Here is a 25,391-nt window from a genome sequence, read left to right on the forward strand (position 1 = left end):
GCCTTGGCTGACTTATCGGATAACAGCCGTGGAGCCGACAGAGTCTACGATGTCTGATCCATGGCATTCATACAGGAGCAGCTATGAGCAAGCAGCCCAAGGCCCCGCAAACGCAACAGCAGCTCAATCATCGCGCGGATGCGCTGAACAAGAACACGGGTACCAGCGGCACCAATCCCGTGAACGCGAAAGCCCAGGGCAATCGCGGCAAACAACTGAATCCGAACCAGCGGTGATTTGTGCTTGGCGTGGAGACAACGCTGGCCTGAGCGTCTTCGCGAAAAGGCCGCCATCGCGGTGCAGATCGAATAGCGCTTTGTTTAACTAGAGTGTTGTCGATACTCGCTCGAAAGAGTGGGTCGAGGACATGGCTGTGGCGCAGTTTTGGCGCAGTTTTGGCGCAGTTTTGGCGCAGTTTTGGCGCAGTTTTGGCGCAGTTTTGGCGCAGTTTAACAAACTGCGCCACTTGACCCGAGCCTTGCTTGTCGCCCATTTTCGTCCCAGCTGTGATTAGCCGCGAATGCTGCCATTTGCGCTGTGGAGCTGTCAGCGTCTACGCTGCCTCACCGTGCCTTCAGGCAAAATCCCGAAGATCTGGGCAAGCCTGGCGTCGGGTCTGCCGGGGAGCCCCAACTGGAAGAATGGAACAGCATCAATGGCACTCACGAAGAAGGGCAAGTTCTGGTACGGGACCACGTCTGGCGACACCCAAGCCGAACTGCGCAGCTACAGCATTGCGAATCGGCATGAGGCCGTCCGGTTTGCCGCGTCCAAATGCGATTGCGGGTGCCGAACTTTTGCGCTGCAGACCGATGAAGAAGCCGGCGTGGCAATCCGCACCTGCACCGACTGCGGGCAGGAGCACCTGATGGGCGACAGCGCGGAACATATTGCAAAGGCCGCACCCGAGGCGCACGAGTGCGTGTGCGAGAACGAGGCGTTTGAGTTGATGTCCGGCGTCTGCGTGCACCAGGGCACACACAACGTGCGCTGGTACTACATTGCTTGCCACTGCGTGGAATGCAATCTGGTGGGGGTCTTCGCAGACTGGAAGTGTGAAGCGGGTGATGCGGCGGCCTTCCTCGCCAAAGTATGAGCGCGTGCCTCTCGCAGCGCGCCTGCGCGCAGGCGCGACGGCGCAACAACGCACCATCACACGCCCAGCGTTGTTGTTGAAGCGCCAGCACCTGCCCAGTGCCAGTCGGCCATGGTCACAGGTCAAAGCTCAGGCTGGGTGGAACCCACCTGCAGCCTGACTTCCTCATCACGCCCTTAGACTTGCACCAGCGCCCACGAATGCGGTTGGGCATTCTCAGACCGACCAGATGCCAGAACAAGCAGCGATGAAAACCGACCCGCATACCTACGAGCCCCGCAAAGGGCACGGACTGCCGCATGATCCCTTCAATGCCATCGTCGGCCCGCGGCCGATCGGGTGGATTTCCAGCCGGAGCGCGAGCGGGCAGGTCAATCTGGCGCCCTACAGTTTCTTCAACGCCTTCAACTACGTCCCGCCCATCATTGGTTTTTCCAGCATCGGTTGGAAAGACACGGTGCGCAATATCCAGGAGACCGGCGAGTTCGCCTGGAATCTGGCCACGCGTGAGCTTGCCGATGCCATGAACCAGACCTGTGCCGCCGCTGCGCCGGAGGTGAATGAGTTCGAGCTGGCGGGGCTGGAAGCCGTGGATTCGGAGTTGATACGGGTGCCCCGAGTCGCCCGGAGTCCGGTGAGCTTCGAATGCCGATTGACCGACATCCACCAGTTGCGCACCGCTGGCCATGAAGCAATTCCGTCGTGGCTGGTGCTGGGCGAGGTGGTCAAGGTCTATATCGATCAGCGGCTGCTCAAGGACGGGGTGTTCGACACGGCCAATGCCGGGGTGATTCTGCGCGCCGGGGGGCCGGCAGACTATTTCTCGATTGGCGAGGAGCAGCGCTTCCGTATGTATCGTCCCCGGTAACCGAGGGCATCCGCCCAAACGGCACAGCCAGCCCGAGGCGAAGAGACGCCGCCGTTGGGGTCTCCATAACCCTTCCACGAACGCCCGCCCACGTCATTCCATGCGATAAAGGCTGCCCAAGCCCTCTCCCGCTTCTGACGCGCTGTCAGCGCCACCCGGCATCGGCAGGCCCTCGCCCCATCCAGCGGCCAGAGCCTGCACGTCGCGCACGGGATCGGAGGCCTTGGCCCGTTCGTTACGGATGCGGCAGCTTTGCGGGTCGGTGGCGAACAACCCGCGTGCGAAGACCCGGCCCTGTTCCGCCAGCCTGGCGGTCTTGGGGACGCGAATCTTTGCAAATGCCTGGAAGATCTCTTCCAGGCTTCCACCTGCACCATCATCCATGCACCTCGCCAGATGCCACGCATCCTCCAGCGCCTGGCAGGCGCCTTGTCCCGACGTCGGCAACGGCGCATGTGCGGCATCGCCAATCAGCAGTACATTCGCGCGGCTCCAGGCAGGCAGCGGCTCCAGGTCATGCACCGCAATCAGCCGGATGGCATTTGCGGGCGTGGCACGGATGATGCGCGCGACCGGTTCAGGCCATTGCGCGAACAGCTTCTCGAGTTCCTCGTGCATATCAGCGGTGGATTTGGCCTCGTTCAGCGGCCGGGCCTGCGCCGCGGCCCAGTACACCCGTTCGGGCCGAATCGGCACGCAACCAAAGCGCAAGCCCGCGCCCCAGAAGTCCTGGATCGCCATATCGTCCACCAGCGCATGCGGCGCCTGCGCCACGCCGATCCAGTTCACAAAGCCTTGATAGACAGGGGTGTTGTCCCCCGCGACAAACCGGCGCGCCACCGACTCCATGCGGCCATCGGCGCCAAGGAGCAGATCCGGGCGAATGCTCGCGCCATGGTCGAAATGGGCCACGGCTTTGCCCTGCGCATCCAGCTCGATGGCCGCTGCCCGGCGCCCGAACTCCACCGCAATGCCTGCCCGTTCCGCATGCTCCAGCAACACCTGCTGCAAGTGCCTGCGCAGCACCGTGTGGGTGGGGTATCCCATTGTCCGGTCCAGCAAGCCAATATCGAGGCCTCCCAAGGCGTTTCCCATCGCATCCTGGCGGCGCATGGCCAGCGGCCGGCCGCCAAGGGCTGCGATGTCTTGCAGCAGCCCCAGTTGGTTCAGCACAAAGCCGGCATTGGGCCAGAGCGTCACGCCGGCCCCCATGGTGGCCGGCGCCGCACGGCGCTCATAGACCCGAGGGTTGTGGCCCTGCTTGCGCAATGCCAGTGCCGCGCTCAAGCCCGCAATGCCGCCGCCCAGTATTCCAATGTCCACGCTGAAGCTCTCCTGGTTGATTCGGTTAAAAGGGCATCTTAGATTCCGCCACCACAGAGAACTAGCATGCAAAAATGGGAGGTTTTCATACCTCGAACGGGATAATCCATGCGCGCTGCGCTCGACCTGAATGCGGTCCGTGTCTATGCGGCAGTCGTCGATGAGCAAAGCTTTGCGGGCGCATCGCGTCTGTTGGCCATGCCTTCGTCCAACGTCAGCCGCCACGTTGCCGCGCTGGAGCGCAGGCTCGGCACCCGCCTGCTCGAGCGCAGCACCCGCCATCTGCGCATGACGGAAGCCGGCCGGCTGCTCTATGAACGGGCCAAGCCCTTGCTCGACACCCTGCTTGCCACGCAGGAGGAGCTGGGCGCGGTGCAGCGCGAACTGCGCGGGCCGCTGAGGATGTGCATGCCCGGGGAGGCACCCCGGCTGCTGGCGCCCATCCTTGCTGAATTCTGCAGCCTGCATCCTGGCATCGAGCTCGAATGCGATACCCGGATGACCGGCCTGGAAGCACTGCGGGAGGACGTCGACCTTTGCATCGTCTTCCACCGGGGCCATCAGGAAGACAGTGCGTTCATCACCCGCGAACTCGCCACACTGCCCAGCATCGTGGTCGCGGCCCCCTCCTTGCTGGCCAGGACCGGCATGCCGCGCCAGGTGCGCGAACTGAAGTCTCTGCCCTGCATCACCACCCTCAGTGCGCTCAAGGGCCAGCCCTGGCAATTCCAGGATGCTGCGGGAGAAATCGTCAAGGTGCCGGTCAAAAGCCGCTACCGCGTCAACAGCGGAGAACTGGCCGTGGCCGGCGCCCGGCAAGGCATAGGCTTCGCAATCGTCGCCGCCCATCCCTGCCAGGAAGACCTCGCCACGGGACGCTTGCAGGAGGTCCCACTGGACCTGTGTCCCGCGCCGCTGCAATTGCTCGGCGCATACAGCCATCGCCATTCCGTGACGGCGCGTGTGCGGGCGCTGCTGGAGTTGATCCAGATGCGGCTGGCCGCAGCTGGGACCCCCATGGAACACACACGCTCTGTGCCCCGCCAATGAAACTGCGCAATGTAGGCGGGACATAAGCCGAATGCCAAACCCTGGGTCAATCGTGGACCGCGTACGCCTCAGGCAAGCATGGCATACGCGGTGAACTGCGCGCGCAACACGCCGGGTGATTGCCTCACAGACCCAGCTCGGACAACCCGGGATGGTCATCGGGCCGGCGGCCCAGCGGCCAGTGGAATTTGCGCTCCGATTCCTGGATGGGCAGGTCATTGATGCAGGCATAGCGGCGGCGCATCAGGCCGTCGGCCTCGAACTCCCAGTTCTCGTTGCCATACGAGCGAAACCAGTGGCCTGCCGCGTCGTGCCATTCATAGGCATACCGCACCGCAATCCGGTTGCCCGCATGCAGCCAGAGCTCCTTGATGAGTCGGTAGTCAAGCTCCTTGTGCCATTTGCGCTCGAGAAAAGCCTGGGCCTCGGCGCGGTTGTGGGCGAATTCGGCGCGATTGCGCCACTGCGTGTCGAGGGTATATGCCAGCGCGACCTTGGCGGCATCGCGCGTGTTCCAGCTGTCTTCGGCAAGCCGGACTTTTTGCACCGCGGTTTCCAGCGTGAACGGCGGCAGAGGTGGGCGAGTTTGCATGATGTGACCTCATAAAAATATGTAGAACGATCTGTCTACATGCCAAATGCTAGCGGAGGTAGAACGATCTGTCTACAATCTCCTCATGAAATCTGCAGAACCCCCTCTTGACGCGCTGCCGCCACGCGAGCGCATTCTGGTCGCCGCCCATGCGCTGTTCTATCGCGAGGGCATCCGGGCGGCGGGTATCGACAGGATCATTGAGCAATCGTCGGTCAGCAAGGTCACCTTCTACCGCCAATACGCGAGCAAGGATGCGCTGATCCGCGCGTATCTCGATTACCGGCATGGCAAGTGGATTTCCTGGTTCGAATCCAGCTTGGCGCAAGCCACAAGCGAGGGCTTGCCGGCAACCGAGGCGCTGGTTGCGACGCTGAGGGCCTGGTTCAGCAGCCCGGACTTTCGCGGCTGCGCCTTTCTCAATGCGGCGGTGGAGCTGGGCTCGTCGGACCCCGAGATCCTGGAAGTGGTACGCCGGCACAAGCAGGACATGGCAGCGGTATTGGACCGCCTGTTTGCAACTGATACCGTGTCTGCCGGACGCAGGCTGGCGCTGCTCATCGATGGCGCCATCGTCCATGCCCAGATGGGCCAGGCAGTCGATGCAGTGATGGAGAACTTCCAAGCATCGGTGGACGCGATTGTGCGCCAATGAGCTGGCGTCGACGCGTCACGACAGCCATTGCCGTTGCGTGACTGCGCGTTAGCGACGAGCTGGCGGAATGCGCCAGCCATAATTCACGCAAATCCGAACCGTTTTGCCACTTGCCATGTACACACTGCGCACCTCACGCCCTGAAGATGGCGCCGCTCTCGTCGACCTTTGGCGGCGCTCCGTGGACGCCACCCACGACTTTCTCAGCGCCGCAGACCGCGAGGCCATCGATGCCGAAGTGTGCGGTTTCCTGCCGCATGCGCCAGTAACGGTTGCTGTCGATGAAAACGACGAGCCGCACGGCTTCATGCTGATCGATGGGACCCATATGGAGGCGCTCTTTGTCGATCCCGATGTCCGCGGGACCGGTATCGGCCGGCAGTTGTTGCAGCATGGCTTGGCGCTGCATGGCGGGTTGAGCACCGACGTCAACCTGCAGAATCCCCAGGCGCTGGGCTTCTACCAGCGCATGGGGTTCATTGAAACGGGCCGCTCGGAAGTGGATTCACAGGGGCGGCCTTACCCACTGATCCATCTGCGTCATCAGGGCTAGCGGGAAGCCGACCGCCGCCGCGGCAAGGCCACGCAACAGAGCCGATAGCGCTTGGCCCCCGTCGCGGGTTGTGGCTGGCCTGATCTTTTTTCTGTGGTGCGCGCTTCGGTAGACGAGGACTGCATTCGACGACGAATTCAACCGGTCATCGCAATAGTGTTTTTAAGCAGGAGTCACGGGTCGCCCCGCAACGCCCGGCCTAGCTGCCGGTTGTCCAGCGACAGTAAGTTCCGGTCGAGCACCTGCACAAAGCAGGCACACCTGCGGGTAGCTCTCCAGCACCCGCTAACGCCGGCCGCAGCGTCAGCCCGCACTGGCAGGTGCGGCCGGCAAGCACCTCGTGTCAGATCGACGACCCTCAGCTGTCTGCACTACTCACGGCAGGGACTGGGGACCAGGCCGATGCCTGATGCGACGGCGATGGGTGCGCATCTCCTATTGAAGCCTATCGGATGGCGGGGGTGGGTCCGGAGGGATGTCTATTTGGCCGCTGTCCGGAATCCACTCCGCGGGTGTGACAGTTGGGCTCAGGCCGCGCCACCACCGGACGAAACAACATTACGCCGCGATCAGCACTTTCAACGCTTCACGGCGATCCATCGCCCGATAGCCTTCGGCGGCATCACTCAAGCTGATGGTTCGATCAAACACGCGCCCCGGCTGGATTCGGCCCTCCAGCACATCCGGCAGCAGCTCTTCGATGTAGGCACGCACGGGCGCAGGACCGCCGCCCACAATCACGTTCTTGACGAAGGTCTGGCCAGCGGGGATGGACTGGTAATGCGGAACACCGACGCGGCCAATGGCGCCACCGGCGCGAACGATGTTCAATGCGCTGACCATCGAATCTTCAGTGCCTACGCACTCCAGCACCGAATGCGCACCCTGGCCCGCAGTCAGTTCCATCAAACGCGAAACGGCTTCATCGCCTCTCTCGGCCACGATGTCGGTCGCACCAAACTCGCGACCGAGCACGGTGCGGGTCGGATGTCGGCCCAGCAGGATGATGCGTTCAGCGCCCAGCCGCTTTGCGGCGATCACTGCGCACAGGCCCACCGCACCATCGCCGATGACCGCGACCGTGCGGCCAGGCGCAACGCGTGCGATATGCGCAGCATGATGACCCGTACCCATCACGTCCGACAAGCTCAGGATCGACGGCCACAGCGCCTTGTCGATCTTTGCGTGCAAAGGGAACAAGGTGCCGTCCGCATAGGGAATTCGCAAGGCCTCAGCCTGCGCGCCATTCAAGCCACCGTAGCCAAAGAAGCTCCCATGCATGCACGCAGTGTGCAGCCCCTCGGCGCAGAAGTCGCAACTTCCGTCGGAGTAGGCGAACGGCATGATGACGGTATCGCCGACACGGACTTTTGTCACCTCCTTGCCTACCGCCTCGACGACCCCTACCGCTTCGTGGCCCATGCTTTGGCCCTCATCCGTAGCAGCCATGTCACGGTAAGGCCACAAATCACTTCCGCAGATGCACGATTGGGTGACGCGCACGATGGCGTCGGTCGGATGGATCAGAGTGGGATCGGGGGCATTGACGACGCGCACATCGCCTGCGCCATACATTACAGTGGCTAACATGGGTTTTCCTTCGTGCTGCCGTTGCAGCAAGATTCAAATGAGTGTTCGTTCACCGGCAGACCGTTGGTCTAACGGCAAGCCTGGCAGGCGGAGATTGACGGCCGCCGTCTGAATGCGAGATCAGCAGTTACTCCGCATAGGGCCTGAATGTTCAGATGGGCCCATCAACGGCGTACTGCGTGTCAGCGCATCACATATCCGCCGTCCACTGAGATCGCTTGACCCGTCACATAGCTGGACGCAGAACTGCACAGCCACAACACCGCATTGGCGATTTCCTCGGCTCGACCGTGTCGGCGCATCGGGATGAAGTCCACCATGGACTCCATGGCTTGCTTCTGCCCATTCGCAATCATCTGTTCCACCATGGGCGTCCAAATCAGGCCTGGGCAGACGGCGTTGACGCGGATGTTGCGCGTGGCGTATTCCAGCGCTGCGCTCTTGGTGAGGCCGTGGATACCGTGCTTGGCGCCGTGGTAGCTCGCCCGTTCCGCGGCACCGACCAAACCACCCAAGGAAGAGCAGTTCACAATCGCGCCACTGCCTTGCTGGCGCATGTATTGCAGTTCGTGCTTCATGCAGGCCCAGACGCCACGGTAGTTGACCGAAGTCACGCGATCAAAGTCTTCAGCCGTCGTGTCGGCGGTTTCAGCCAGGATGTTCTGAATGCCAGCGTTGTTGAACGCCGCATCCAGTCGGCCGAAGGCGGAGACGGTCTGCTTGACCATTGCTTCGACATCGTTCATGTCCGAGACGTCGCAGCGGATGCCGACGGCTTGGAACCCTGCCGCCTTCAGTTCATCCGCAGCGGTTCTGGCCGCCTCACCGTTTACGTCAGCCAGTGCCACGGCGGCGCCGGCCTGTGCGAAAGCCTTGGCAGTTGCCAGCCCGATGCCGGATGCCGCGCCGGTGACCAGGGCCACTTGGTTTTCAAAAGAGATGTTCATAGTTGCTGTGCTTTCTTCTGCAAGGAATGTGGATCAACGCTGTGGCAAGGGCCTCGTTGAATTGCGGGTCTCTGCCCGCTCGCCCCTGGCATGAATGTTATTGAGAAACGGCTCATAAAATTGCCTTCATTTCGCTAGCGTCCATGAGTACAATTAATAAATCGCAGCGATCTCTCCATACTTCATAGCCATTGATCTAGTCCTATGCCGCGCGAAAATCTAAATGATCTGCTTGTCTTCTTTGCCGTCGCGCAAGATCGCAGCTTCACGCGTGCGGCGGCGCGGTTAGGTGTTTCGCAGTCGGCGTTGAGTCACACCATTCGCGGGCTGGAAGAACGGATGGGCGTGCGACTCCTCTCGCGGACGACGCGCAGCATGTCGCCCACCGACGCAGGCGAGCGGCTATTGCAGAGGGTCGCACCCCGCTTGGACGAGATCGAACGGGAACTCGCTGCGGTTCGGGACATGGGCGAACGACCGTCCGGAAACATCCGTATTACGGCCATCGACTACGTGCTGGACACGGTGGTGTGGCCCCGACTGGCGCCGGTGCTGTCCCGGTATCCTGATGTCCGGGTCGAATTCAATATGGACTACCGCCTGGTCGATATCGCCGCAGACCGGTTCGATATCGGCGTGCGCTTCGGCGACCAGGTCGACAAGGACATGGTCGCAGTGCGACTGACGCCGGATGTGCAACAGACCATCGTGGCAGCACCCGACTATTTCAAAAGCCATTCGCTGCCAACGCAAGTACAAGACCTGGCACGGCATAACTGCATTCCGATGAAGCTGCACGGCGGCGGTATCTACGCCTGGGAACTGCTCGATGGCGGGCGTCCTGTCGAAGTTCGCATAGACGGCCAAGTCACGTTCAACGGTGCTTTCCAGATGCTGAATGCTGCGCTCGACGGCTACGGTCTTGCCTTCCTCCCGGAAGAGCTGACAAGGCTACACATCGAAGCAGGTCGTCTTGTGAGCGTGATGGCGGCTTGCTGCCCCAAGTTTCCTGGGCTGCATGCTTACTACGCCAGCCAGAGGCATTCGTCACGCGCTCTGCGCCTTGTCATCGACGCATTGCGGATGACTTGATAAACCCTTCGGCATCTGCCCCCAACGCTAATCACACCGGTGTCTTCGGCACGTCCAGGAAGCCTGCCCCGCTTCAAGCGCCACTGCCCGCCAACACCCTCCGCGCACAGCCAATGAAACTCCGCAAGGTCGGCGGACAATACGCCGGATTCCACACCAGCATGGCCGGCGCCAGCACCTGCTCGCCCTTGATGCCCACGAAGCGCACCCCATGCACCCGCGAGCGCGCAAGAGAGCGCGGCACCACCGAAATCCCCAGGCCATTGGCCACCATGGCAATGATGGTCAGCCATTGGCGCGCGGCGTGGGCCACCCGCGGGTGGATGCCGGCGCGGGAGAAGATCGCAATGACGTTGTCGTAGTTCGCGGGCGCGACGACGCGCGAGAACATCACGAAAAGCTCATGCTCCAGTTGCTTGAGCTCCACCGATTCGCAGTGGGCCTTGGGGTGGTCTTCGGGCAGGCACAGCAGGAACTCGTCCTCGGCCATGGGCAGGAATTCCAGCTGCGGCGGCACGGCGGCGGCGTTCACGAAACCGGCATGGATCTGGCCGCGCAGCAGTTGGTCGATCTGCTCGGCGCTGGACATTTCATTGAGCACCACGTTCACGTCCGGCATCTGCGCGTGGAACTGCTGGATGATGCCCGGCACCTCGCGGTAGATCTGCGAGCCGGTCATGCCGATTTCCAGCCGGCCGCGCATGCCGCGCGCGACACTTTTGGCCACGTTCGAGGCGCGCGCCACCTGCTCCAGGATCTGGCGGGCTTCCTCGAGGAAGGCTTCGCCGGCCTGGGTGAGTTCCACGTGCTTGCTGTCGCGGATCAGCAGTTGCACCTCCAATTCCTCCTCCAGTGACTTGATGGCGCTGCTCAGCGGTGGCTGGGTGATGGCGAGCCGGCTCGCGGCGCGGCCGAAGTGCAGTTCCTCGGCGAGAACGACGAAGTAGCGCAGGAAGTGAAGCTTCATAGGGGCGGATGGGGACCGTTGACAGCCCCATTGTGCTGCAACGATTCGCAAAAAGAATCGCACCAGCCAAATTGTGGATTGGACGCGAATGGTCATGCCATGGAAGATGGTCACACACCGCCCGCCACAAGCCACGACGGTGCGGATTCCAACGACAACAGGAGACAAAGCATGAAATCCATTCCCCGCGTATTGGCCCTCGCGGCCGGGCTGCTGGCGGCTTCGGCGGCGTTCAGCCAGAGCTATCCCTCGATGCCGGTCACCATGGTCGTGCCGTTCGCGGCCGGCAGCGGCACCGATGCCGTGGCGCGCGTCGTCGCCAAGAAGCTCGGCGAGCGCCTCAAGCAGCCGGTGCTGGTCGACAACCGCGCCGGCGCGAATGCGCAGATCGCGGCCCAGGCCGTGGCCAAGGCCAAGCCCGACGGCTACACGCTGTTCATGACGACCAATACCTCGCACTCTGCCAACCCGAGCCTGATCCTCAATCTCAAGTACGACCCGATCAAGGATTTCACGCCCGTGGCGCGCGTGGGCGAGCTGCCGTTCGCGCTGGTGGTGAACAAGGACGACCCGGCGCGCACGCTGCGCGAGTGGATCGACAACACCAAGGCCCAGCCCGGCAAGCTGTCGTACGCCACGCCCAACAGCACCTCGCTGGTGGCGTCCGAGACCATCAAGCGCATTGCGCGCCTGGATGTGCTGTCCGTGCCCTACAAGTCGAGCCCGCAGGCGCTCACCGACCTGATCGGCGGCACGGTGCAGATGTATGTGGTCGATGTGGGTTCGGGCATGGGCATGATCCAGTCGGGCAGCGTGCGCGTGCTGGGCGTGACCACCAAGGAGCCGCTCAAGTCGATGCCCAATGTGGTGCCCATCGTCAAGGAGGTGCCGGGCTTTGACCTGACCTCGTGGAACGGCATTTTCGGGCCCGCGGGCATGCCCAAGCCCATCGTCGACAAGATCAACGCCGAGCTGCAGCAAGCGCTGGCCGACAAGGAGGTGCAGAAGTCGCTGGCCCAGCTGGGCTTCGAGATCTGGCCGACCAAGACGCCCGAGGAGTTTGCGAAGTATGTGGGCGACCAGCTCGCGCACTGGAACACGCTGGTCAAGCAGGCCGGCATTCGCGCGCAGTGAACATGGACGCCACGAATCCCGCAGACCCCCGCACTCCCGCCGGCCCGCTCGCGGGCGTCAAGGTGCTGGACCTGACGTCCGTCGTGATGGGGCCGTTTGCCACGCAGATCCTGGCCCAGCTGGGCGCCGAGGTGATCAAGGTGGAGACACCCGAGGGCGACAACATGCGCCATGTCGGGCCGATGCGCCACGCCGGCATGGGGCCGATCTTCCTGCATGCGAACGCGGGCAAGAAAAGCATCGTGCTTGACCTCAAGCACCCCGAAGGCCGCGAGGCCGCGCTGACCCTGGCCGAAAGCTGCGACGTGTTCATCAGCAACGTGCGGCCGCAGGCGCTGACGCGGCTGGGGCTGGATTACGACGCGGTGCGCGCACGCAACCCGCGCATCATCCATGTGAGCTGCTGCGGCTTCGACCAGGACGGGCCCGACGCCGCCAAGCCCGCCTATGACGACCTGATCCAGGGCGCGACCGGCGTGCCCTGGCTGATGGGGCAATACGGCGCGCCCGAGCCCGCCTACATGCCAACCACGCTGGCCGACCGCGTCACGGGCCTGCACACGGTGTATGCGGTCACCGCCGCGCTCTATGCGCGCACGCAGTCGGGCACCGGCCAGGCGGTGGTGGTGCCGATGTTCGAGGCGATGGCGCAGTTCATCCTGGGCGACCACATGGCGGGCCTGAGCTTCGAGCCGCCGATGGGCGGCGCCGGCTACGCGCGGCTGCTGACGCCGCACCGCAAGCCCTATCTCACCAGCGACGGCATGCTGTGCGTGCTGATCTACAACGACAAGCACTGGAAGGGCTTTTTCGACGCCATTGGCGAGAGCGAAGGCCTGGCGCACGACCCGCGCTTTGCCACGCACAGCGCGCGCGCAGCGAACATCGACGCGGTGTATGCCGAAGTCGCGCGGCTGATGCGCACGCGCAGCACGGCGCAATGGCGCGCGCTGCTCGATGCCGCCGACGTGCCCAACATGCCGATGAACAGCCCGCAAGACCTGCTGGACAACCCGCAGCTGCGCGCCACGGGCTTTGTCAGCGACACGGTGCATCCCACCGAGGGGCCGATGCACACGCTGGCGCATCCCACCAAATGGTCGGCCACGCCGCCCGCGCGCCATTTCGCGCCCGCGCCGCAGCTGGGCGAGCACACGCGTGAGCTGCTCGAAGACGCCGGCTACGCCCCCGACCGCATCGATGCACTGCTGGCGCAAGGCGCCTGCCGCGCCGCCTCCTGAAAGAAAAATTGCCATGAACCCACGTTATCTGGTCCGCACCGCGGATGTTCCAAGCTACCAGCCCGCCAACCACCACCACACCTTCAACCAGCGCCTGATCGGCCCCGAGACCGTGGGCGCGCAGCAGATGGAAGTGCTGCTGGGCACCCTGCACAAGGGCGGCGGCGCCCTGCCCCATGCGCACCCGGGCATCGAGCAGGCCTGCCATCTGCTCGAAGGCACGGCACATGTCGAGGTGGCCGGCGAGGCCTTCGACATGGTGCCGGGCGACACCTGCTTCTTTCCCGCCGACGAAATGCATGTGTTCACCGTCACCAGCGAGACGCCGGTGAAGCTGCTGGTGATCTACAGCCCGCCCTATGGCGAGTCGCCCGACAAGGTGATCCGCCCTGCACAAGCCACCGCCCAGGAGTCCGCCGCATGAATTTCGCCCTGACTCCCGACCAGGAACAGATCCGCGACGCCATCGAGCGCGTCTGCGCGCCCTTCGATGCCGATTACTGGCTGCGCAAGGACCAGCAAGGCGGCTTTCCCGAGGACTTCCACCAGGCGCTGGCGGCCTCGGGCTGGCTGGGCATTGCCATGCCCGAGGCCTATGGCGGCGCGGGCCTGGGCATCAGCGAAGCCGCGCTGATGATGCACACCATCGCGGCCACGGGGGCCGGCCTGTCCGGCGCCTCGGCGGTGCACATGAACATCTTCGGCCTGCACCCGGTGGTGGTGTTCGGCACCGACGAACAAAAGCAGCGCTGGCTGCCGCCGCTGATCGCGGGCACAGACCGCGCCTGCTTTGGCGTGACCGAGCCCAACACCGGCCTCAACACGCTCAAGCTCAAGACGCGCGCGGTGCGCGATGGCAACCACTACGTGGTGCATGGCCAGAAGGTCTGGATCAGCACCGCGCAGGTCGCCAACAAGATGCTGCTGCTGGCGCGCACGACGCCCATCGAGGAATGCAAAGGCACGGAAGGCCTGAGCCTGTTCTATACCGACATGGACCGCAGCAAGATCGAGGTGCACGAGATCGAGAAGCTGGGCCGCAAGTGCGTGGACTCGAACCAGGTGTTCATCGACGGCCTGCGCATTCCCGTCGAGGACCGCGTGGGCGAGGAAGGCAAGGGCTTCAGCTACATCCTGCACGGCCTGAACCCCGAGCGCATCCTGATCGCCAGCGAAGCCGTGGGCCTGGGCCGCGCGGCGCTGCAGCGCGCGGCCGGCTATGCGAACGAACGCGAAGTCTTTGGCCGGCCCATCGGCAAGAACCAGGGCATCCAGCACCCGCTGGCCAAATCGTGGATGGAACTCGAGGCCGCGCATCTGATGGTGCAAAAAGCCGCGTGGCTCTATGACCAGCATCTGCCCTGTGCGGCCGAGGCCAACAGCGCCAAATACCTGGCGGCGGAGGCCTGCTACCACGCCTGCGAGAACGCGATCTTCACGCATGGCGGCATGGGCTATGCGAAGGAATACCACGTCGAGCGCTATCTGCGCGAGTCCTGGATTCCGCGGCTCGCGCCGGTGAGTCCGCAGCTGATTCTGTGCTTCATCGCGGAGAAGGTGCTGGGGCTGCCGAAGTCGTATTGAACTTCCCGTTCGCCCTGCGCTTGCCTGGGCGGCCCCGCCGAAGAATGGGATCAGCCCGTTCCGCTTTCCCCGTTCTCCGTTCGCCCTGAGCCCGTCGAAGGGTGAACCCAGAGCGTTTGCTGAAGCGAGATTCTTTTGGCGGCGCGGACATGGCACACAGATCACGCCCAGAACCGCCCTTCGGCAGGCTCAGGGCGAACGGTATCTATTTGCCTAGCGGCTTCGACTCAGGCGCATCTGTCATCGCTCAACAGAAATTGCCTCACGAAAAATCTGGAGACCAGCATGCCTTTTCACAACCTCGAAATCGAAACCCAGGGCCCCACCGCCACCGTCTGGCTCAATCGCCCCGAGGTCCGCAACGCGCTCGATGAAGTGCTGCTCGCGGAAATCACCCAGGCGGTGAACCAGCTGGAGCGCGACGACCGCATCCGCGTGCTGGTGATCGCCGGCCGTGGCAAGGCGTTTTGCGCCGGCGCGGACCTGAACTGGATGAAGCGCATGGCCAGCTACAGCGAGGCGCAGAACCACGCCGATGCGATGGGCCTGGCGACCATGCTCAAGACGCTGCACGGCGTGCGCAAGCCGACGATTGCGCGCGTGCATGGCGCGGCGTTTGCGGGCGGCATGGGCCTGGCCGCCGCCTGCGATGTGGTGGTGGCCGAGCCCACGGTCGAGTTCTGTCTGTCCGAGGTGCGCATCGGCCTGATTCCCTCGACCATCTCGCCCTATATCCTCCAGGCCCTGGGCACGCAGGCCGCCAAGCGCTACATGCTCACCGCGGAACGCCTCGGCGCCCAGGAAGCGCACCGGCTGGGGTTTGTGCAGGCCTTGTCGGAGCCCGGCGGTATCGACCACAGCGTCGCGCAGATTGCCCAGGCCTTGATTGCCGGCGGCCCGAGCGCGCTGGCCCGCACCAAGGCGCTGATCGATGCGGTGGCCAACCGCGCGCTGGACGATGAGCTGGTCACCGAGACCGCTGGCTTGATTGCCAGCGTGAGAGCCTCCAGCGAAGGCCGCGAAGGCGTGGCCTCGTTTCTGGAGAAGCGCCGGCCGGCGTGGCTCGGGTCCGCGCGCGGCTGACGCTGGCTCATCAAACAAGGGGATCGCCCACGCCATGAACACCCGCACCTGCAGCGGCAGGTGCGCGCGGGCGGGATACATCAGCGTCAGGGAAATCGTGCCCCAGTCCACCGCCTCCAGCACCGGAACCAGCGTGCACGCGGGCAATGCCGACCGGCGCCCGGTGGAGTGTTGCGCTGGGGCGCGAATGGCTGGCGCAGCTTCATACCGGCGAGATCCAGGCGGTGGCCGATTACGCCCGCTGCGCCGGGCGGCTGCGTGCTGCGCGCACGCAATGCTTCGGGAGAGCATCCGTTCGAGACGTCGGATGCGCAGTTCGACTTGATCAGCAGCTATTTCGTCGCGCCGGCTGATGACGAAGGGTTCGACGTGGTGCGCCATCGGACACCGTGACGCACGCCGACAGGCCCGGCGCGAATGGGGGCGGCATTAAGCGCTATGCTTGGCCTCCCCTCACTCTCCGGACTCTTGCGCACCCATGCCGACATCGAAGCCCGCCGTACTGGTCACCGCAGCCACCGGCCGCATTGGCGGCAGTGTCGTGCGCAGCCTCGCAGAGGACGATTCCATCTCCCTGGTTGCGGGCGTGCGTTCGGCGGCGAAGGCGCAAGCCCTTGCCGACCAGGGCATACGCAGCGTGCTGCTGGACTTCGACAAGCCGCAAACCCTGGGCCCGGCGCTGGCAGGAATCGACCGCGTGTTTCTTGCCACCGGCTACAGCGTGGACATGCTGCGCCAGAGCAAGGAATTCCTCGATGCGGCCAAAAAGGCCGGCGTGCGGCATGTGGCGCATCTGGGCGCCTGCGGCCCGGACGACACCAGCGTCGCCCACTGGGCCTGGCATCAGCTCGTGGAGCGCTATATCGAGTGGAGCGGCTTCTCGTTCACGCATCTGCGGCCCGAAGCCTTCATGCAGAACCTTTTGCACTACGACGGCACCCAGGCCACACACCGGGGCGTGGTCCGGCAGTTCATCGGCGACGCGCGCATCAGCTGGGTCGATGGCGACGACGTGGCGCTGGTGGCCAGCCGCGCCTTGCTGCAGCCGCAGTTGCACGCCGGGCAGACCTACCGGCTGGGCTACGATGCCAAGTCCTATGCCGAGGTCGCGGCCATCATGACCGCCGTGCTGGGCCAGCCGTTCCGCTACGAAGCGCAGCCGCCCGAAGTCTTCCTGGAGGAGATGCGCGCCGCGGGCGCCGAGATGGCCTATATGGCCTGCGTCTACGACAGCTTCAAGCGCACCGCCAGCGGCGCGATTCCGGGTGTCGACCAGACCTTCGACAACTTCGCGGCGATCACCGGCAGGCAACCCGTGAAGTGGGAAGAATTCGTGCGCAAGCACCGCACGGCACTGGCTTACTGAGAGCGCCGGCGCGGCGCCCGGGTCAGCGCCGCTTGTCCGAATAAAGCTCCAGCCCATTCGCCTGCATCCGATACCCGCTCTGCCCCATCTCGGTCTTTTCGCGCCCGGTGCGCAGCACGCCGGTGAGCCAGACCGCATCCATGGATTTGGCCAGCCGCGAGGGCTTGTCCAGCCTCACATGGATGATCTGGTTCGCGGGCGGCGGCGGCGTGTGGATGCAGGCGCCGAAATACGGCACCAGCAGGAATTCGCGCAGGCCTTCGCGGCCCTCCTCCAGCGGCACCACATAGCCGGGCAGGCGCACGGCGCGGCCGTTCATGGCCTGGTTGACGGGCGCTTCGTCCCAGCGCTGGCGCAGGCGCGCCAGCAGTTGCTGGGCGCGCGGGTCGGAGTCGGACAACTGGTCCGGATTCACGCCTTCGAGGCCGGCGGCGGGGTCCCAGCCGGCAGGGACCAGGGCGTCCCAGGAGATGGTTTCGGGCGCCGGCTTGGCGGGCGCGGCGCGGCCGGCGCCAGCCAGCGGTGCGGCGAAGGCCAGCGCCAGCCACTGGCAGGCCAGTCGCCGGGACGTGGATGGGAGGGTGCGAACCATGGAGGCTCCTGGTAACTGCGTGGCCGGAATTTTTTAGCGGCTAAAAGGCGAGGCCGCCATGCGCGGCCCGGAGAAGCTGCGCGTTTCATGTTCATGGTCGTCGTGCGGCGCCACGCCCTCGCGCGAGCGCCGCAGCCAGACCTGGGCCAGCGTCGCGTCCTGGGGCACGCCGTAGCCGCGCGCGTAGTTCTGTCCCAGCGCCTTCTGCGCCGACGGGTTGCCGGCCAGTGCCGCCTCCTGCAGCCAGCGCAGCGCTGCGGGCAGGTCGCGGCGCACGCCGTGGCCGGCCTCGTACAAGCGGTAGAGCTCGTATTGGCTCTTGGACGCGCAGGGCGCATCGGCATGCGCCGTCTTGGCGTACCAGGCGTGCGCCTGCTTGCCGTCCTTGGCCACGCCGCCCGTGCCATCGCGGTAGAAATCGCCGACCATGCATTGCGCGGTGACCGAGCCCGCCGCAGCGGCCTGGCGGAACCAGCGCAACGCGGTGGCCAGGTCGCGCGGCGCTGCTCTGCTGCCGTTGAGATAGGCAAACGCCAGCTCGAGCTGCGCCGGAACATGCCCCTTGGCCGCCGCTTGCTGCAGCAGGCCCAGCGCGCGCGGCAGGTCCGCGGCGGCGCCGGTCTGGCCGCGGTAGTGGCGGCTGAGCGCATGCAGGGCCGCGGCATGGCCGCTGGCCGCGGCCTGTTCGTAGAGCTGCAGGCTGCGCTCGCGGTCCAGCGCGACGCCGCTGCCCTGGCTGTAGCGGTTGGCCAGTGTATAGCGCGCGCTGGCCGAGCCTTGCAGTGCCTGGCGCTGCAGCTGATCGAGGTCCGGGCTGCTGGCGGCGGCGCTGGCGCAGGCCAGGGCCAGCAGCAGCGCGGCAGGGCGCAGCCGCTTGCGGGGGGACGGGAGAGTGTCCATGGTCGTCATCCTGGGCAGGGAGCAAGAATGCGATCCCCGCGGCCGCGTTGCACGGCCGCGGGGATCCGCGCTGCATCAGCGGAAGGTCTGCGCCGGGTTGCCCGCGGGCACCACGATTTCGCTGGCCGGCGTGAGCGAGATCGTCACCGTATTGCCGCTGGTGATGCGCGCCAGGATCTGCTGGGCCTCCTCCAGCGTCGCCACGCGCTGCGTGCGCAGCACCTCGGGCGGATGGAACGTGCCCTTGGCGGCATGCACCGACTCCACCGGGCCGCCGCTATAGGTCACGCTGCGACCCAGGCCCGGGCTGTTCTGCACGAAGCCATCCGGGATATAGCCCTTGTACCCGGGGTCCTGCACATCGATCGAGACCTGCACGAAGTAGCCGTCCGGATCATTGGTGTAGCGGTCGGTGGCGGTGACGATGCCCTCGGCCAGCAGCGGCAGCGCGGGGTTCTTGTTCTGCGCGCCGACAAAGCCCTGGATGATCTTGCCGCCATCGAGCAGCCTGGCCGACACGTTCGTCAAGCCGTTCTCGCGCCCGGGCTTGAACGGGCCCGAGGTCTCGATGCTCTTGTAGGTCGCGTTGTTGGCGTCGCTGGCCTTGTACGAAGCCACCGAGCGGCGCTTTTCCAGCTGGTTGGAGAACTCGCCGGTGAGCTTCTGGCCGTTGACCAGCGGCGAGTCATGGACCTTGCGGTTCATGGCGTCGAACATGGTCAGCTGCCTGGACACATTCGCCGGGTCGCGGTTGTAGGCCTTGAGCGCCTGGAACACTTCGACGATGGGGAACTGGTTCGTGTGCTGGGGCGAGACGAAATCCACATCGAGGTTGTTTTGCAGGTAGCTGAAGCCATGCTGGAACGACAGGCGCAGCCAGCCGTTGGCGGGCGTCGGGCTGTTGAGCCCGTTGAAGCCATAGCCGCCGTGGTAGCCAAAGGTATAGAACTGGTTGTCGGCCGGGTTCTTGACCTTGAACAGCATGTTGGTGGTGCCGGGCGTATGGCCGGGCGACCAGATCACCTTGATCTGCACATTGCCGTAGTCATACCACTTGTCGTACTCGTAGAAGTTGCTGGTGCGCGCGCGGATCACGGTTTCCGAGGCGGGCAGCGCGCCGGCAATGTTCCAGGTGTTGCCCTGCAGGTCGCTCTTGACGCCTTCGACGTCCTCGCGCGAGGCCCAGAGCTTGATGGGCTTGCCGGCGTTGTCCATCATCTTCAGCTGCTCGACCACCGTGCCGTAGTGGTCGCCATGGCCGTGCGTGAGCCAGATGTCGGTGACCGAGCGCGGGTCCACGCCCATCAACTCCATGTTCTTCCAGTACTGGTAGCCGCTGTTGGGCCAGCCGGCATCGATCTTGATGACCTTGTCGTCGGACGGATCATTGGGCGTGCCCATGTCGGCCTTGAGGATGTACGAGGCCACTTCGTTGTCGCCCACGTAGTACATGGTGTTCTTCACCATCTCGAAGGGCTCGGTGCTGCGCGTGTAGGGCGCGGCCGTGACGCCGGTGGCGTTGATGCTCATGAAGGGCTGGCCGGAGACCGGGTCGCTGCCCTTGTCCGCCAGCATCGGGCTTTGCGACGGCACTTCCCAGACCGGCTTGCCGTCCGAAGTGGACTGCGGCGTGAAATACCAGACGGCCTTGACCTTGGCATTGTCGGCGCCTTCGTAGTTGTCGTCGAACAGCACATAAACCGCCTGGCGCGCGGTGGTCGCATAGTCGTAGTTCGCGGTCACGGGCAGGTCGGCCAGCGACGAGACCCGGCTCTTGCTGTAGTCCGAGGTGTCGACGTTGTAGATCTTCGCGTCGGCCGCGAGCGTATAGGTTTCCTCGTAGCGGCGGATCGGCTGCGCATAGGCGCGGCCGGCCTGGTCGGCACTCACGCTGGTGCCGTCGCCCACGGTGATGGTGCTGTCGGTCTTGTGGTAGACCCAGCCCGCGGCCACCATGCGGCCCGGCGTGCCGTCATGGCGCGTCACGGCCGCACCGTATTTCTTCAGGTTGAACTGGGCATTGGCCGACTTGCCCTTTTGCAGGATCACATTGAAGGTCTGCGCCGCGTCCGCTGCGAGTGCCACGCGCGCGCCCGCGCCGGGGATCCAGTCGATCAGATTGCCTTCGACGAGATTGGCCTGCAGCGCCGTGGCCACTTCGGACGACACCGACGGCGTGCGCAGGTACTCGACGCCGCTGGCGGTGAGCACCGGCACGCTGACCACCTGGCCGCCCGCGGCGTCGGAGGTGACGGCGGCGGCGCCATAGACCAGACCGGCATCGCGGAAGTTCTTCACCACCGGCACCGTGGGCTCGGGAGTGGGCGCGGGACCCGGGCCGGGGCCTGCACTGCCGCCGCTGCCGCCATCGCTGCCGCCGCAGGCGACCAGCGCCGCCGTGGCCAGCGCCACCGGCAGCATCTTCCATTTGAATTGAACCATCTGCATGTTGTCTCCTTGTTTGCTGGCACGAAATACCGGGGCTTGCACTGCAGGCAGCGCATGCGCGCGAAAAAAACCCGGCGTGTGGCCGGGTGAAACGCCTTGCAGCGCTTATGGGGCGGCAATGCCGGAAGCAACCGTGTGGGATGTTGACATGGGGTCTCCGGCGGGCGTATGGTGAACTAAAAGATAACGTTACCATTTACGGTTTCGGCAATTGTTAACGTTATCTTCATGAATTTATCCCGGGCAAACCCGCAGATGGCCCAGTGAATGGCGTGTACAGCACAGCCTGCGCACGGCGTTGAGGGAGCGCGGGATCGGCGCCGGCGCTGCAGATTGCCGCTGCGGCGGGCGCGGGCGCGGGAAGCGCGATGGGCGTCCCAACAGGCCGCCGGAAGGACCGGCGCTCTCCTTCTACGGCGTGCCCGCGCCCACGCAGCCTTGCAGCGCCGGATCCCGCATGTCATAGCGCGCGGGTGCCAGCAGCGCCACCAGGCCGCAGCCCAGCGCGCCCTGCCAGTGCAGATAGTCATGCCCGCTGGCATTTTCGCGCTGCGTCACGGCCAGGCCGCGCGCGCGCAGGATATCGGCGAGTTCGCGGTTGGTTTCAAGAATGCCTTCGCGGCCGCCGCGGCCGCTTTCAAACCAGCCGGCGTCGAGGTAAAAGCGCACCGCGGGCACGGGCGCGGGCAGCCCCTGCCAGGCGCGCTGCATCCAGCCGGGCTTTCCTTCTGCCGGAGCCCACCAGTACGAGCCCGACAGGCTCAGCACATTGCCGAACAGCTCGGGATGGGTCAGCCCCAGATAGGACGACACCAGTCCGCCATAGCTGCTGCCCGCGACCACGGTGCGGCGCGCGGTCTGCGCCAGGCCCTGGCGCTTGGCCCAGGGCATCAGCTCCTCGGCCATGAAGCGCGCGAACTGCGGATTCGGCGGCAGCTCGGTGCCGCGCGCCTCAGGGCTGGCGTTGCCGACGATCAGCGCCGCCATGGGCGGCAGCAGGCCGTCGGCCACCAGGTTGTCGAGGATGCGCGGCGTGGGCACGTCATGCACATAGGATTGGGCGTCGAACAGCACCAGCAGCGCCTGTGGATCGGCGCCCGCGGGGACGTAGGTCCAGACATCGCGATGGTTGCCGAGAATGGCGCTGTCGATGCTGTGGCGCGTCAGCGTGCCCTGCGCCACGCCGGCGCGCGCCTTGACCCAGGGCTGGGGCGGCGCCTTGGAGAGCACCAGGCTCGAGCGCCCCTGGAAACGGTCCTGCGCGCCGCTCCACGACGAGGCGGGAAAGGGCTGGCGGTTGAGCGGATCGCGCTGCATGGTCGCCAGGATCATGCGCCGCTGCTGCGCCGCCTGGGCCGCGGGCAGTTGCGGCACGTCGGGAGCAAAGGCATAGCTCAGGCGCGTGCGCGGATCGAGCACCGCCGAAGTCCACCAGACATCGCTGCCCGCCAGGCGCTGCAGCGGGTCGTGATTGCCGCTCGGGTTGCCGAACAAACGCACATTGGTATTGCCCTGGTCGCGCCAGACAAACGTCACCAGCAGCTTGCCATCGCTCCAGGGCTCGACCCAGGGCGTGCCACGCTGCTGCGCTTCGCGCCAGAAGGCGGCACTCGCTGCTTCGCCCTCGCCTCGGGCCAGCGCCTGCTGCAAGGCTTGCAGGCGCGGACCCATCTGCGCCGGGGCCGCGGGCAGTGGCTGGGGACCGTCGCTGGGCCAGCCTCCGAGCAGCTTCAGCGCGTAGCTCTGCGACGTGGCCGAGGGCGCGGCTGGCGTGACCCAGAGTTGCTCCTGCTGCGCACCCTGGCTGTACCAGGTGGCGGTCTGCACGCCGCGGCCGTTTTCCGCCAGGCGGCGCAGATGGCGGCCCTGCGCATCGCGCAGGTCCAGGTTCACGCCCGCGCCTTCGAACTGGATCTGCACCACATGCCTTGCCGGCAACTCCAGCGCCAGCGCACGCGGCTGCATCTGCACTTCGCCCTGCACTGCCGGCCAGGCGGGTGCCGCGGCGGCGGCTTCGGCGGCGCCAACCCATTGGCAGGTCAGGGCCAGCACGGCCGCGGCGGCCCCGTGAGCGGACCAGGAAATATTGGTCATATCAGAAGTCCACGGTCGCCGACAGCAGCAGCGTACGCGGCGCGCCCACGGTCATGAAGTTGTCGTTGAAGGCGCCCGCCCAGTACTTGCGGCCAAAGGCGTTTTCCAGGTTGGCGCGCCAGGTCACGGCGTGGTTGGAGAGGCGTGTGGCATAGCGCACGCCGGCATCGAAACGCGTCCAGGCCGGGGCTTGCAGGGTGTTGCTGGAGTTGACCTGCTGGGCGCCGGTGTAGACCATGCGGCCCGACAGCGCCAGCCCGGGCACGGCAGGCACGGACCACTGCGCGCCCAGGTTGGCGGTCCAGCGCGGCACGCCATAGACATCGTTGCCGTCCTTGAGGCCGCCCTGGGTCTTGGTCTGCTTGGCTTGGGTGTAGGAGATGCCGCCCAGCACGCTCCAAGCCGGCGCCAGCTGGCCCGACACGGTCCATTCCACGCCGCGGTTGCGCTGCTCGCCGTCTTCGACCAGTGTCGGCAGGCTCGCGCCCGCGCTGGTGACCGAGATCGCCGAGGGCTTGGTGATCTGGAACAGCGAGAAGGTATGCATCCAGCCCGTGCCCTGCCACTTCACGCCGGTCTCGAGCTGGCGTGTCTTGTAGGGCTTGAGCGTCTCGCCCGCATTGGCATAGCCCGCGGCGACCGTGGTGCCGGCGCTCAGGCCTTCGATGTAGTTGGCGTAGAGAGCGAGGTTCGGGCTCCAGGGCTTGGCGACGATGCCCAGCATGGGCGTGACCGCCTGCTCGTCGTAGCCGGCCATCTTCTGCTGGACCTGCTGCAGGCGCGCGCCGGCCGTCACCGCGAGCGTGTCGCCCGCAAAACGCAGCGTGTCGGCCAGCGCATAGCTGGTGATGACGTTGTCGCGCTCCTGCTTGTAGGCCGTGGGCTGGTTGGCGATGACGGTGTCCAGCGTCGGGTGGTAGAGGTCGCTGACATAGCTCGCGGTGGGGATGCCGCCCTTGGCATTGAGCGCGCGGCCGCCTTCCTGGCGCAACTGGTTCATCGACAGCACCACCTCATGCGCGACCGCGCCGGTGCGCAGCCGCCCGCGCAGGCCGGCGTCGCCGGTCCAGCTGCGCGTGAAGCCGTATTGCTGGTAGTTCTGCGTGTCGAGCGTGTGGCCGTCGGTGCGCAGGATGCCGCGTGTGCCGTTGAGCATGCCGGTGTAGGAATGCTCGGCCCAGCCCAGGCTGGCGTAGGCCGTCCAGTCCTCGGACAGATCCACGCTGCCGCGCAGCAGCGCGCCGTCGCTTTGCTGCTCGGCATTCATGCCGCGGAACTGGTTCAGGTTCGCGGCAGGCGCGGCCACCATGCGGCCCACGGTGGCAAAACCCACCATCAGCGGGCTGCCGTTGGCGATGTGCGAGCGGTAGCTGTAGGCATCGAGGCCCAGCGACCAGCGGTCGCCCTGGTAGTCGAGCGCCAGCGCGCCCAGGCGCTTGCGGCGCTTCTGGTCATCGATATCGGTTTCGCCGCTGGCCATGCTGCCGTTCACGCGGATGCCCAGGCGGCGCTCCGGGCCGAAGCGGCGCGACACGTCGGCCTGCACGCCCAGCTGCGCGTCCGAGGCATACGACGTGATGACCTGGGTGCGGTCATCGGCCGTGGGGCGCTTGGTGACGACGTTGACCACGCCGCCCACAGCGCCGCCGGGCGTCATGCCATTGAGCAGCGCGCCCGGGCCCTTGAGCACTTCGACGCGCTCGAGCATCTCGGTAGGAATGTGCGCATCGGGCGCGAGGCCGTACAGGCCGTTGAAGCCGACTTCGGTGGCGTTCACCTCCAGGCCGCGGATGCTGAAGTTCTCGTAGGCGTGGCCGGTATTGGTCGTGAAGCGCACCGATGGGTCGTTTTCCAGCACCCCGGCGACGGTGGCGCTTTGCTGGTCGGCCATCAGCTGCTGGGTATACGACGTGATGTTGAACGGAGTATCGAGCGCCTCGCGCTGGCCCAGCAGGCCCAGCCCCGCGCCCTTGGCGACCTGCCCGCCCGGCGCCGGCGCCGGCAGGGCCTGCGCATCGGGCTGCGCCTGGACCTGGATTTCTTCGAGCGTGGCCTGGGCCAGGGCGCTGGTGGCGCCGAGCCCCAGGACGCCGGCCATGGCCAGCACGTGGGGAGACAGCAGACCGCGCGGCAGCAGCGGTTGCGAATGACGGAAAGGGAAACGCATGCAGACGGGACAGCCGGTGGCGGCCGTCAAAATATTAAATGGGAATCAT

Annotated in this window: 23 protein-coding genes and 1 pseudogene; 14 read left to right on the forward strand and 10 right to left on the reverse strand. The window is 65.4% G+C overall.

The genetic code is table 11. The features are described 5' to 3' along the window. The first annotated feature begins 83 nt into the window (after positions 1-83). The 3 genes from HUK68_RS20535 (at position 84) to HUK68_RS20545 (ending at position 1,964) form a co-directional block, all read left to right on the forward strand. Complete coding sequence (locus HUK68_RS20535) at positions 84-236, forward strand: hypothetical protein (protein WP_175506109.1); 153 nt, start codon at positions 84-86, stop codon at positions 234-236. A 419-nt stretch (positions 237-655) separates the two neighbouring features. Beyond that, positions 656-1,096, forward strand: coding sequence for a hypothetical protein (locus tag HUK68_RS20540; RefSeq protein ID WP_175506110.1), 441 nt, complete (start codon positions 656-658; stop codon positions 1,094-1,096). Between the two features lie 247 nt (positions 1,097-1,343). Then, the gene (locus HUK68_RS20545; RefSeq protein WP_175506111.1) at positions 1,344-1,964 is read left to right on the forward strand and encodes a flavin reductase family protein; all 621 of its coding nucleotides are present in this window, start codon (positions 1,344-1,346) and stop codon (positions 1,962-1,964) included. Positions 1,965-2,057: 93 nt separating this feature from the next. Here the strand turns inward: HUK68_RS20545 and HUK68_RS20550 are convergent, their stop codons facing one another. After that, positions 2,058-3,287, reverse strand: coding sequence for an FAD-dependent monooxygenase (locus HUK68_RS20550; protein WP_175506112.1), 1,230 nt, complete (start codon positions 3,285-3,287; stop codon positions 2,058-2,060). A gap of 108 nt (positions 3,288-3,395) precedes the next feature. Here HUK68_RS20550 and HUK68_RS20555 point away from each other — a divergent pair, with 108 nt between their 5' ends. Beyond that, positions 3,396-4,337 (forward strand): LysR family transcriptional regulator, encoded by a 942-nt coding sequence (locus tag HUK68_RS20555; protein WP_175506113.1) that lies wholly within the window; start codon positions 3,396-3,398, stop codon positions 4,335-4,337. Between the two features lie 124 nt (positions 4,338-4,461). Here the strand turns inward: HUK68_RS20555 and HUK68_RS20560 are convergent, their stop codons facing one another. Beyond that, entirely contained in the window at positions 4,462-4,929 is a 468-nt protein-coding gene (locus HUK68_RS20560) for a nuclear transport factor 2 family protein (protein ID WP_175506114.1), read from the reverse strand. 85 nt (positions 4,930-5,014) lie between these two features. Here HUK68_RS20560 and HUK68_RS20565 point away from each other — a divergent pair, with 85 nt between their 5' ends. After that, the gene (locus HUK68_RS20565) at positions 5,015-5,584 is read left to right on the forward strand and encodes a TetR/AcrR family transcriptional regulator (protein ID WP_175506115.1); all 570 of its coding nucleotides are present in this window, start codon (positions 5,015-5,017) and stop codon (positions 5,582-5,584) included. A 115-nt stretch (positions 5,585-5,699) separates the two neighbouring features. Further along, positions 5,700-6,137 (forward strand): acetyltransferase, encoded by a 438-nt coding sequence (locus HUK68_RS20570; protein WP_175506116.1) that lies wholly within the window; start codon positions 5,700-5,702, stop codon positions 6,135-6,137. 558 nt (positions 6,138-6,695) lie between these two features. Here the strand turns inward: HUK68_RS20570 and HUK68_RS20575 are convergent. Then, a complete protein-coding gene (locus tag HUK68_RS20575) occupies positions 6,696-7,727 on the reverse strand; it encodes a zinc-dependent alcohol dehydrogenase family protein (RefSeq protein WP_244146417.1) in 1,032 nt (343 codons plus the stop codon). Positions 7,728-7,909: 182 nt separating this feature from the next. Next, positions 7,910-8,674, reverse strand: a complete 765-nt coding sequence (locus HUK68_RS20580) for an SDR family NAD(P)-dependent oxidoreductase (RefSeq protein WP_175506117.1) — start codon at positions 8,672-8,674, stop codon at positions 7,910-7,912. 204 nt (positions 8,675-8,878) lie between these two features. Here HUK68_RS20580 and HUK68_RS20585 point away from each other — a divergent pair, with 204 nt between their 5' ends. After that, positions 8,879-9,766, forward strand: coding sequence for a LysR family transcriptional regulator (locus tag HUK68_RS20585; protein WP_175506118.1), 888 nt, complete (start codon positions 8,879-8,881; stop codon positions 9,764-9,766). Positions 9,767-9,839: 73 nt separating this feature from the next. Here the strand turns inward: HUK68_RS20585 and HUK68_RS20590 are convergent, their stop codons facing one another. Further along, positions 9,840-10,733 (reverse strand): LysR family transcriptional regulator, encoded by an 894-nt coding sequence (locus HUK68_RS20590; protein ID WP_175506119.1) that lies wholly within the window; start codon positions 10,731-10,733, stop codon positions 9,840-9,842. Between the two features lie 171 nt (positions 10,734-10,904). Here HUK68_RS20590 and HUK68_RS20595 point away from each other — a divergent pair, with 171 nt between their 5' ends. From HUK68_RS20595 to HUK68_RS20625, 7 genes and pseudogenes are all read left to right on the forward strand, one after another. Then, positions 10,905-11,867, forward strand: a complete 963-nt coding sequence (locus HUK68_RS20595; protein WP_175506120.1) for a Bug family tripartite tricarboxylate transporter substrate binding protein — start codon at positions 10,905-10,907, stop codon at positions 11,865-11,867. Between the two features lie 2 nt (positions 11,868-11,869). After that, entirely contained in the window at positions 11,870-13,108 is a 1,239-nt protein-coding gene (locus tag HUK68_RS20600; RefSeq protein WP_175506121.1) for a CaiB/BaiF CoA transferase family protein, read from the forward strand. Between the two features lie 13 nt (positions 13,109-13,121). Next, positions 13,122-13,532 (forward strand): cupin domain-containing protein, encoded by a 411-nt coding sequence (locus HUK68_RS20605; RefSeq protein ID WP_175506122.1) that lies wholly within the window; start codon positions 13,122-13,124, stop codon positions 13,530-13,532. Next, complete coding sequence (locus tag HUK68_RS20610) at positions 13,529-14,692, forward strand: acyl-CoA dehydrogenase family protein (RefSeq protein ID WP_175506123.1); 1,164 nt, start codon at positions 13,529-13,531, stop codon at positions 14,690-14,692. Before HUK68_RS20605 ends, HUK68_RS20610 begins: the two co-directional genes overlap by 4 nt. A gap of 285 nt (positions 14,693-14,977) precedes the next feature. Then, entirely contained in the window at positions 14,978-15,775 is a 798-nt protein-coding gene (locus HUK68_RS20615; RefSeq protein WP_175506124.1) for an enoyl-CoA hydratase/isomerase family protein, read from the forward strand. Between the two features lie 261 nt (positions 15,776-16,036). Continuing rightward, positions 16,037-16,168, forward strand: a pseudogene (locus HUK68_RS23530) (ATP-binding protein); the annotation flags it as partial. A gap of 85 nt (positions 16,169-16,253) precedes the next feature. Further along, on the forward strand, positions 16,254-17,141 hold the full coding sequence (locus HUK68_RS20625; protein ID WP_175506125.1) for an SDR family oxidoreductase: 888 nt from the start codon (positions 16,254-16,256) through the stop codon (positions 17,139-17,141). Positions 17,142-17,163: 22 nt separating this feature from the next. On the opposite strand, the gene HUK68_RS20630 is transcribed toward HUK68_RS20625, so the two are convergent. The 5 genes from HUK68_RS20630 to HUK68_RS20650 form a co-directional block, all read right to left on the reverse strand. Beyond that, positions 17,164-17,733, reverse strand: a complete 570-nt coding sequence (locus HUK68_RS20630; RefSeq protein WP_175506126.1) for a DUF3299 domain-containing protein — start codon at positions 17,731-17,733, stop codon at positions 17,164-17,166. Positions 17,734-17,766: 33 nt separating this feature from the next. Next, positions 17,767-18,633, reverse strand: a complete 867-nt coding sequence (locus tag HUK68_RS20635) for a tetratricopeptide repeat protein (protein ID WP_175506127.1) — start codon at positions 18,631-18,633, stop codon at positions 17,767-17,769. A 75-nt stretch (positions 18,634-18,708) separates the two neighbouring features. Then, a complete protein-coding gene (locus tag HUK68_RS20640) occupies positions 18,709-21,081 on the reverse strand; it encodes an MBL fold metallo-hydrolase (RefSeq protein ID WP_175506128.1) in 2,373 nt (790 codons plus the stop codon). Positions 21,082-21,492: 411 nt separating this feature from the next. Continuing rightward, positions 21,493-23,175, reverse strand: a complete 1,683-nt coding sequence (fes, locus tag HUK68_RS20645) for an enterochelin esterase (RefSeq protein WP_175506129.1) — start codon at positions 23,173-23,175, stop codon at positions 21,493-21,495. Position 23,176: 1 nt separating this feature from the next. Then, on the reverse strand, positions 23,177-25,342 hold the full coding sequence (locus HUK68_RS20650; RefSeq protein WP_175506130.1) for a TonB-dependent receptor: 2,166 nt from the start codon (positions 25,340-25,342) through the stop codon (positions 23,177-23,179). Between the last annotated feature and the right edge of the window lie 49 nt (positions 25,343-25,391).

The sequence above is a fragment of the Comamonas antarctica genome, from assembly GCF_013363755.1.
In the GTDB taxonomy this organism is placed as follows: Bacteria; Pseudomonadota; Gammaproteobacteria; order Burkholderiales; family Burkholderiaceae_C; genus Comamonas; species Comamonas antarctica.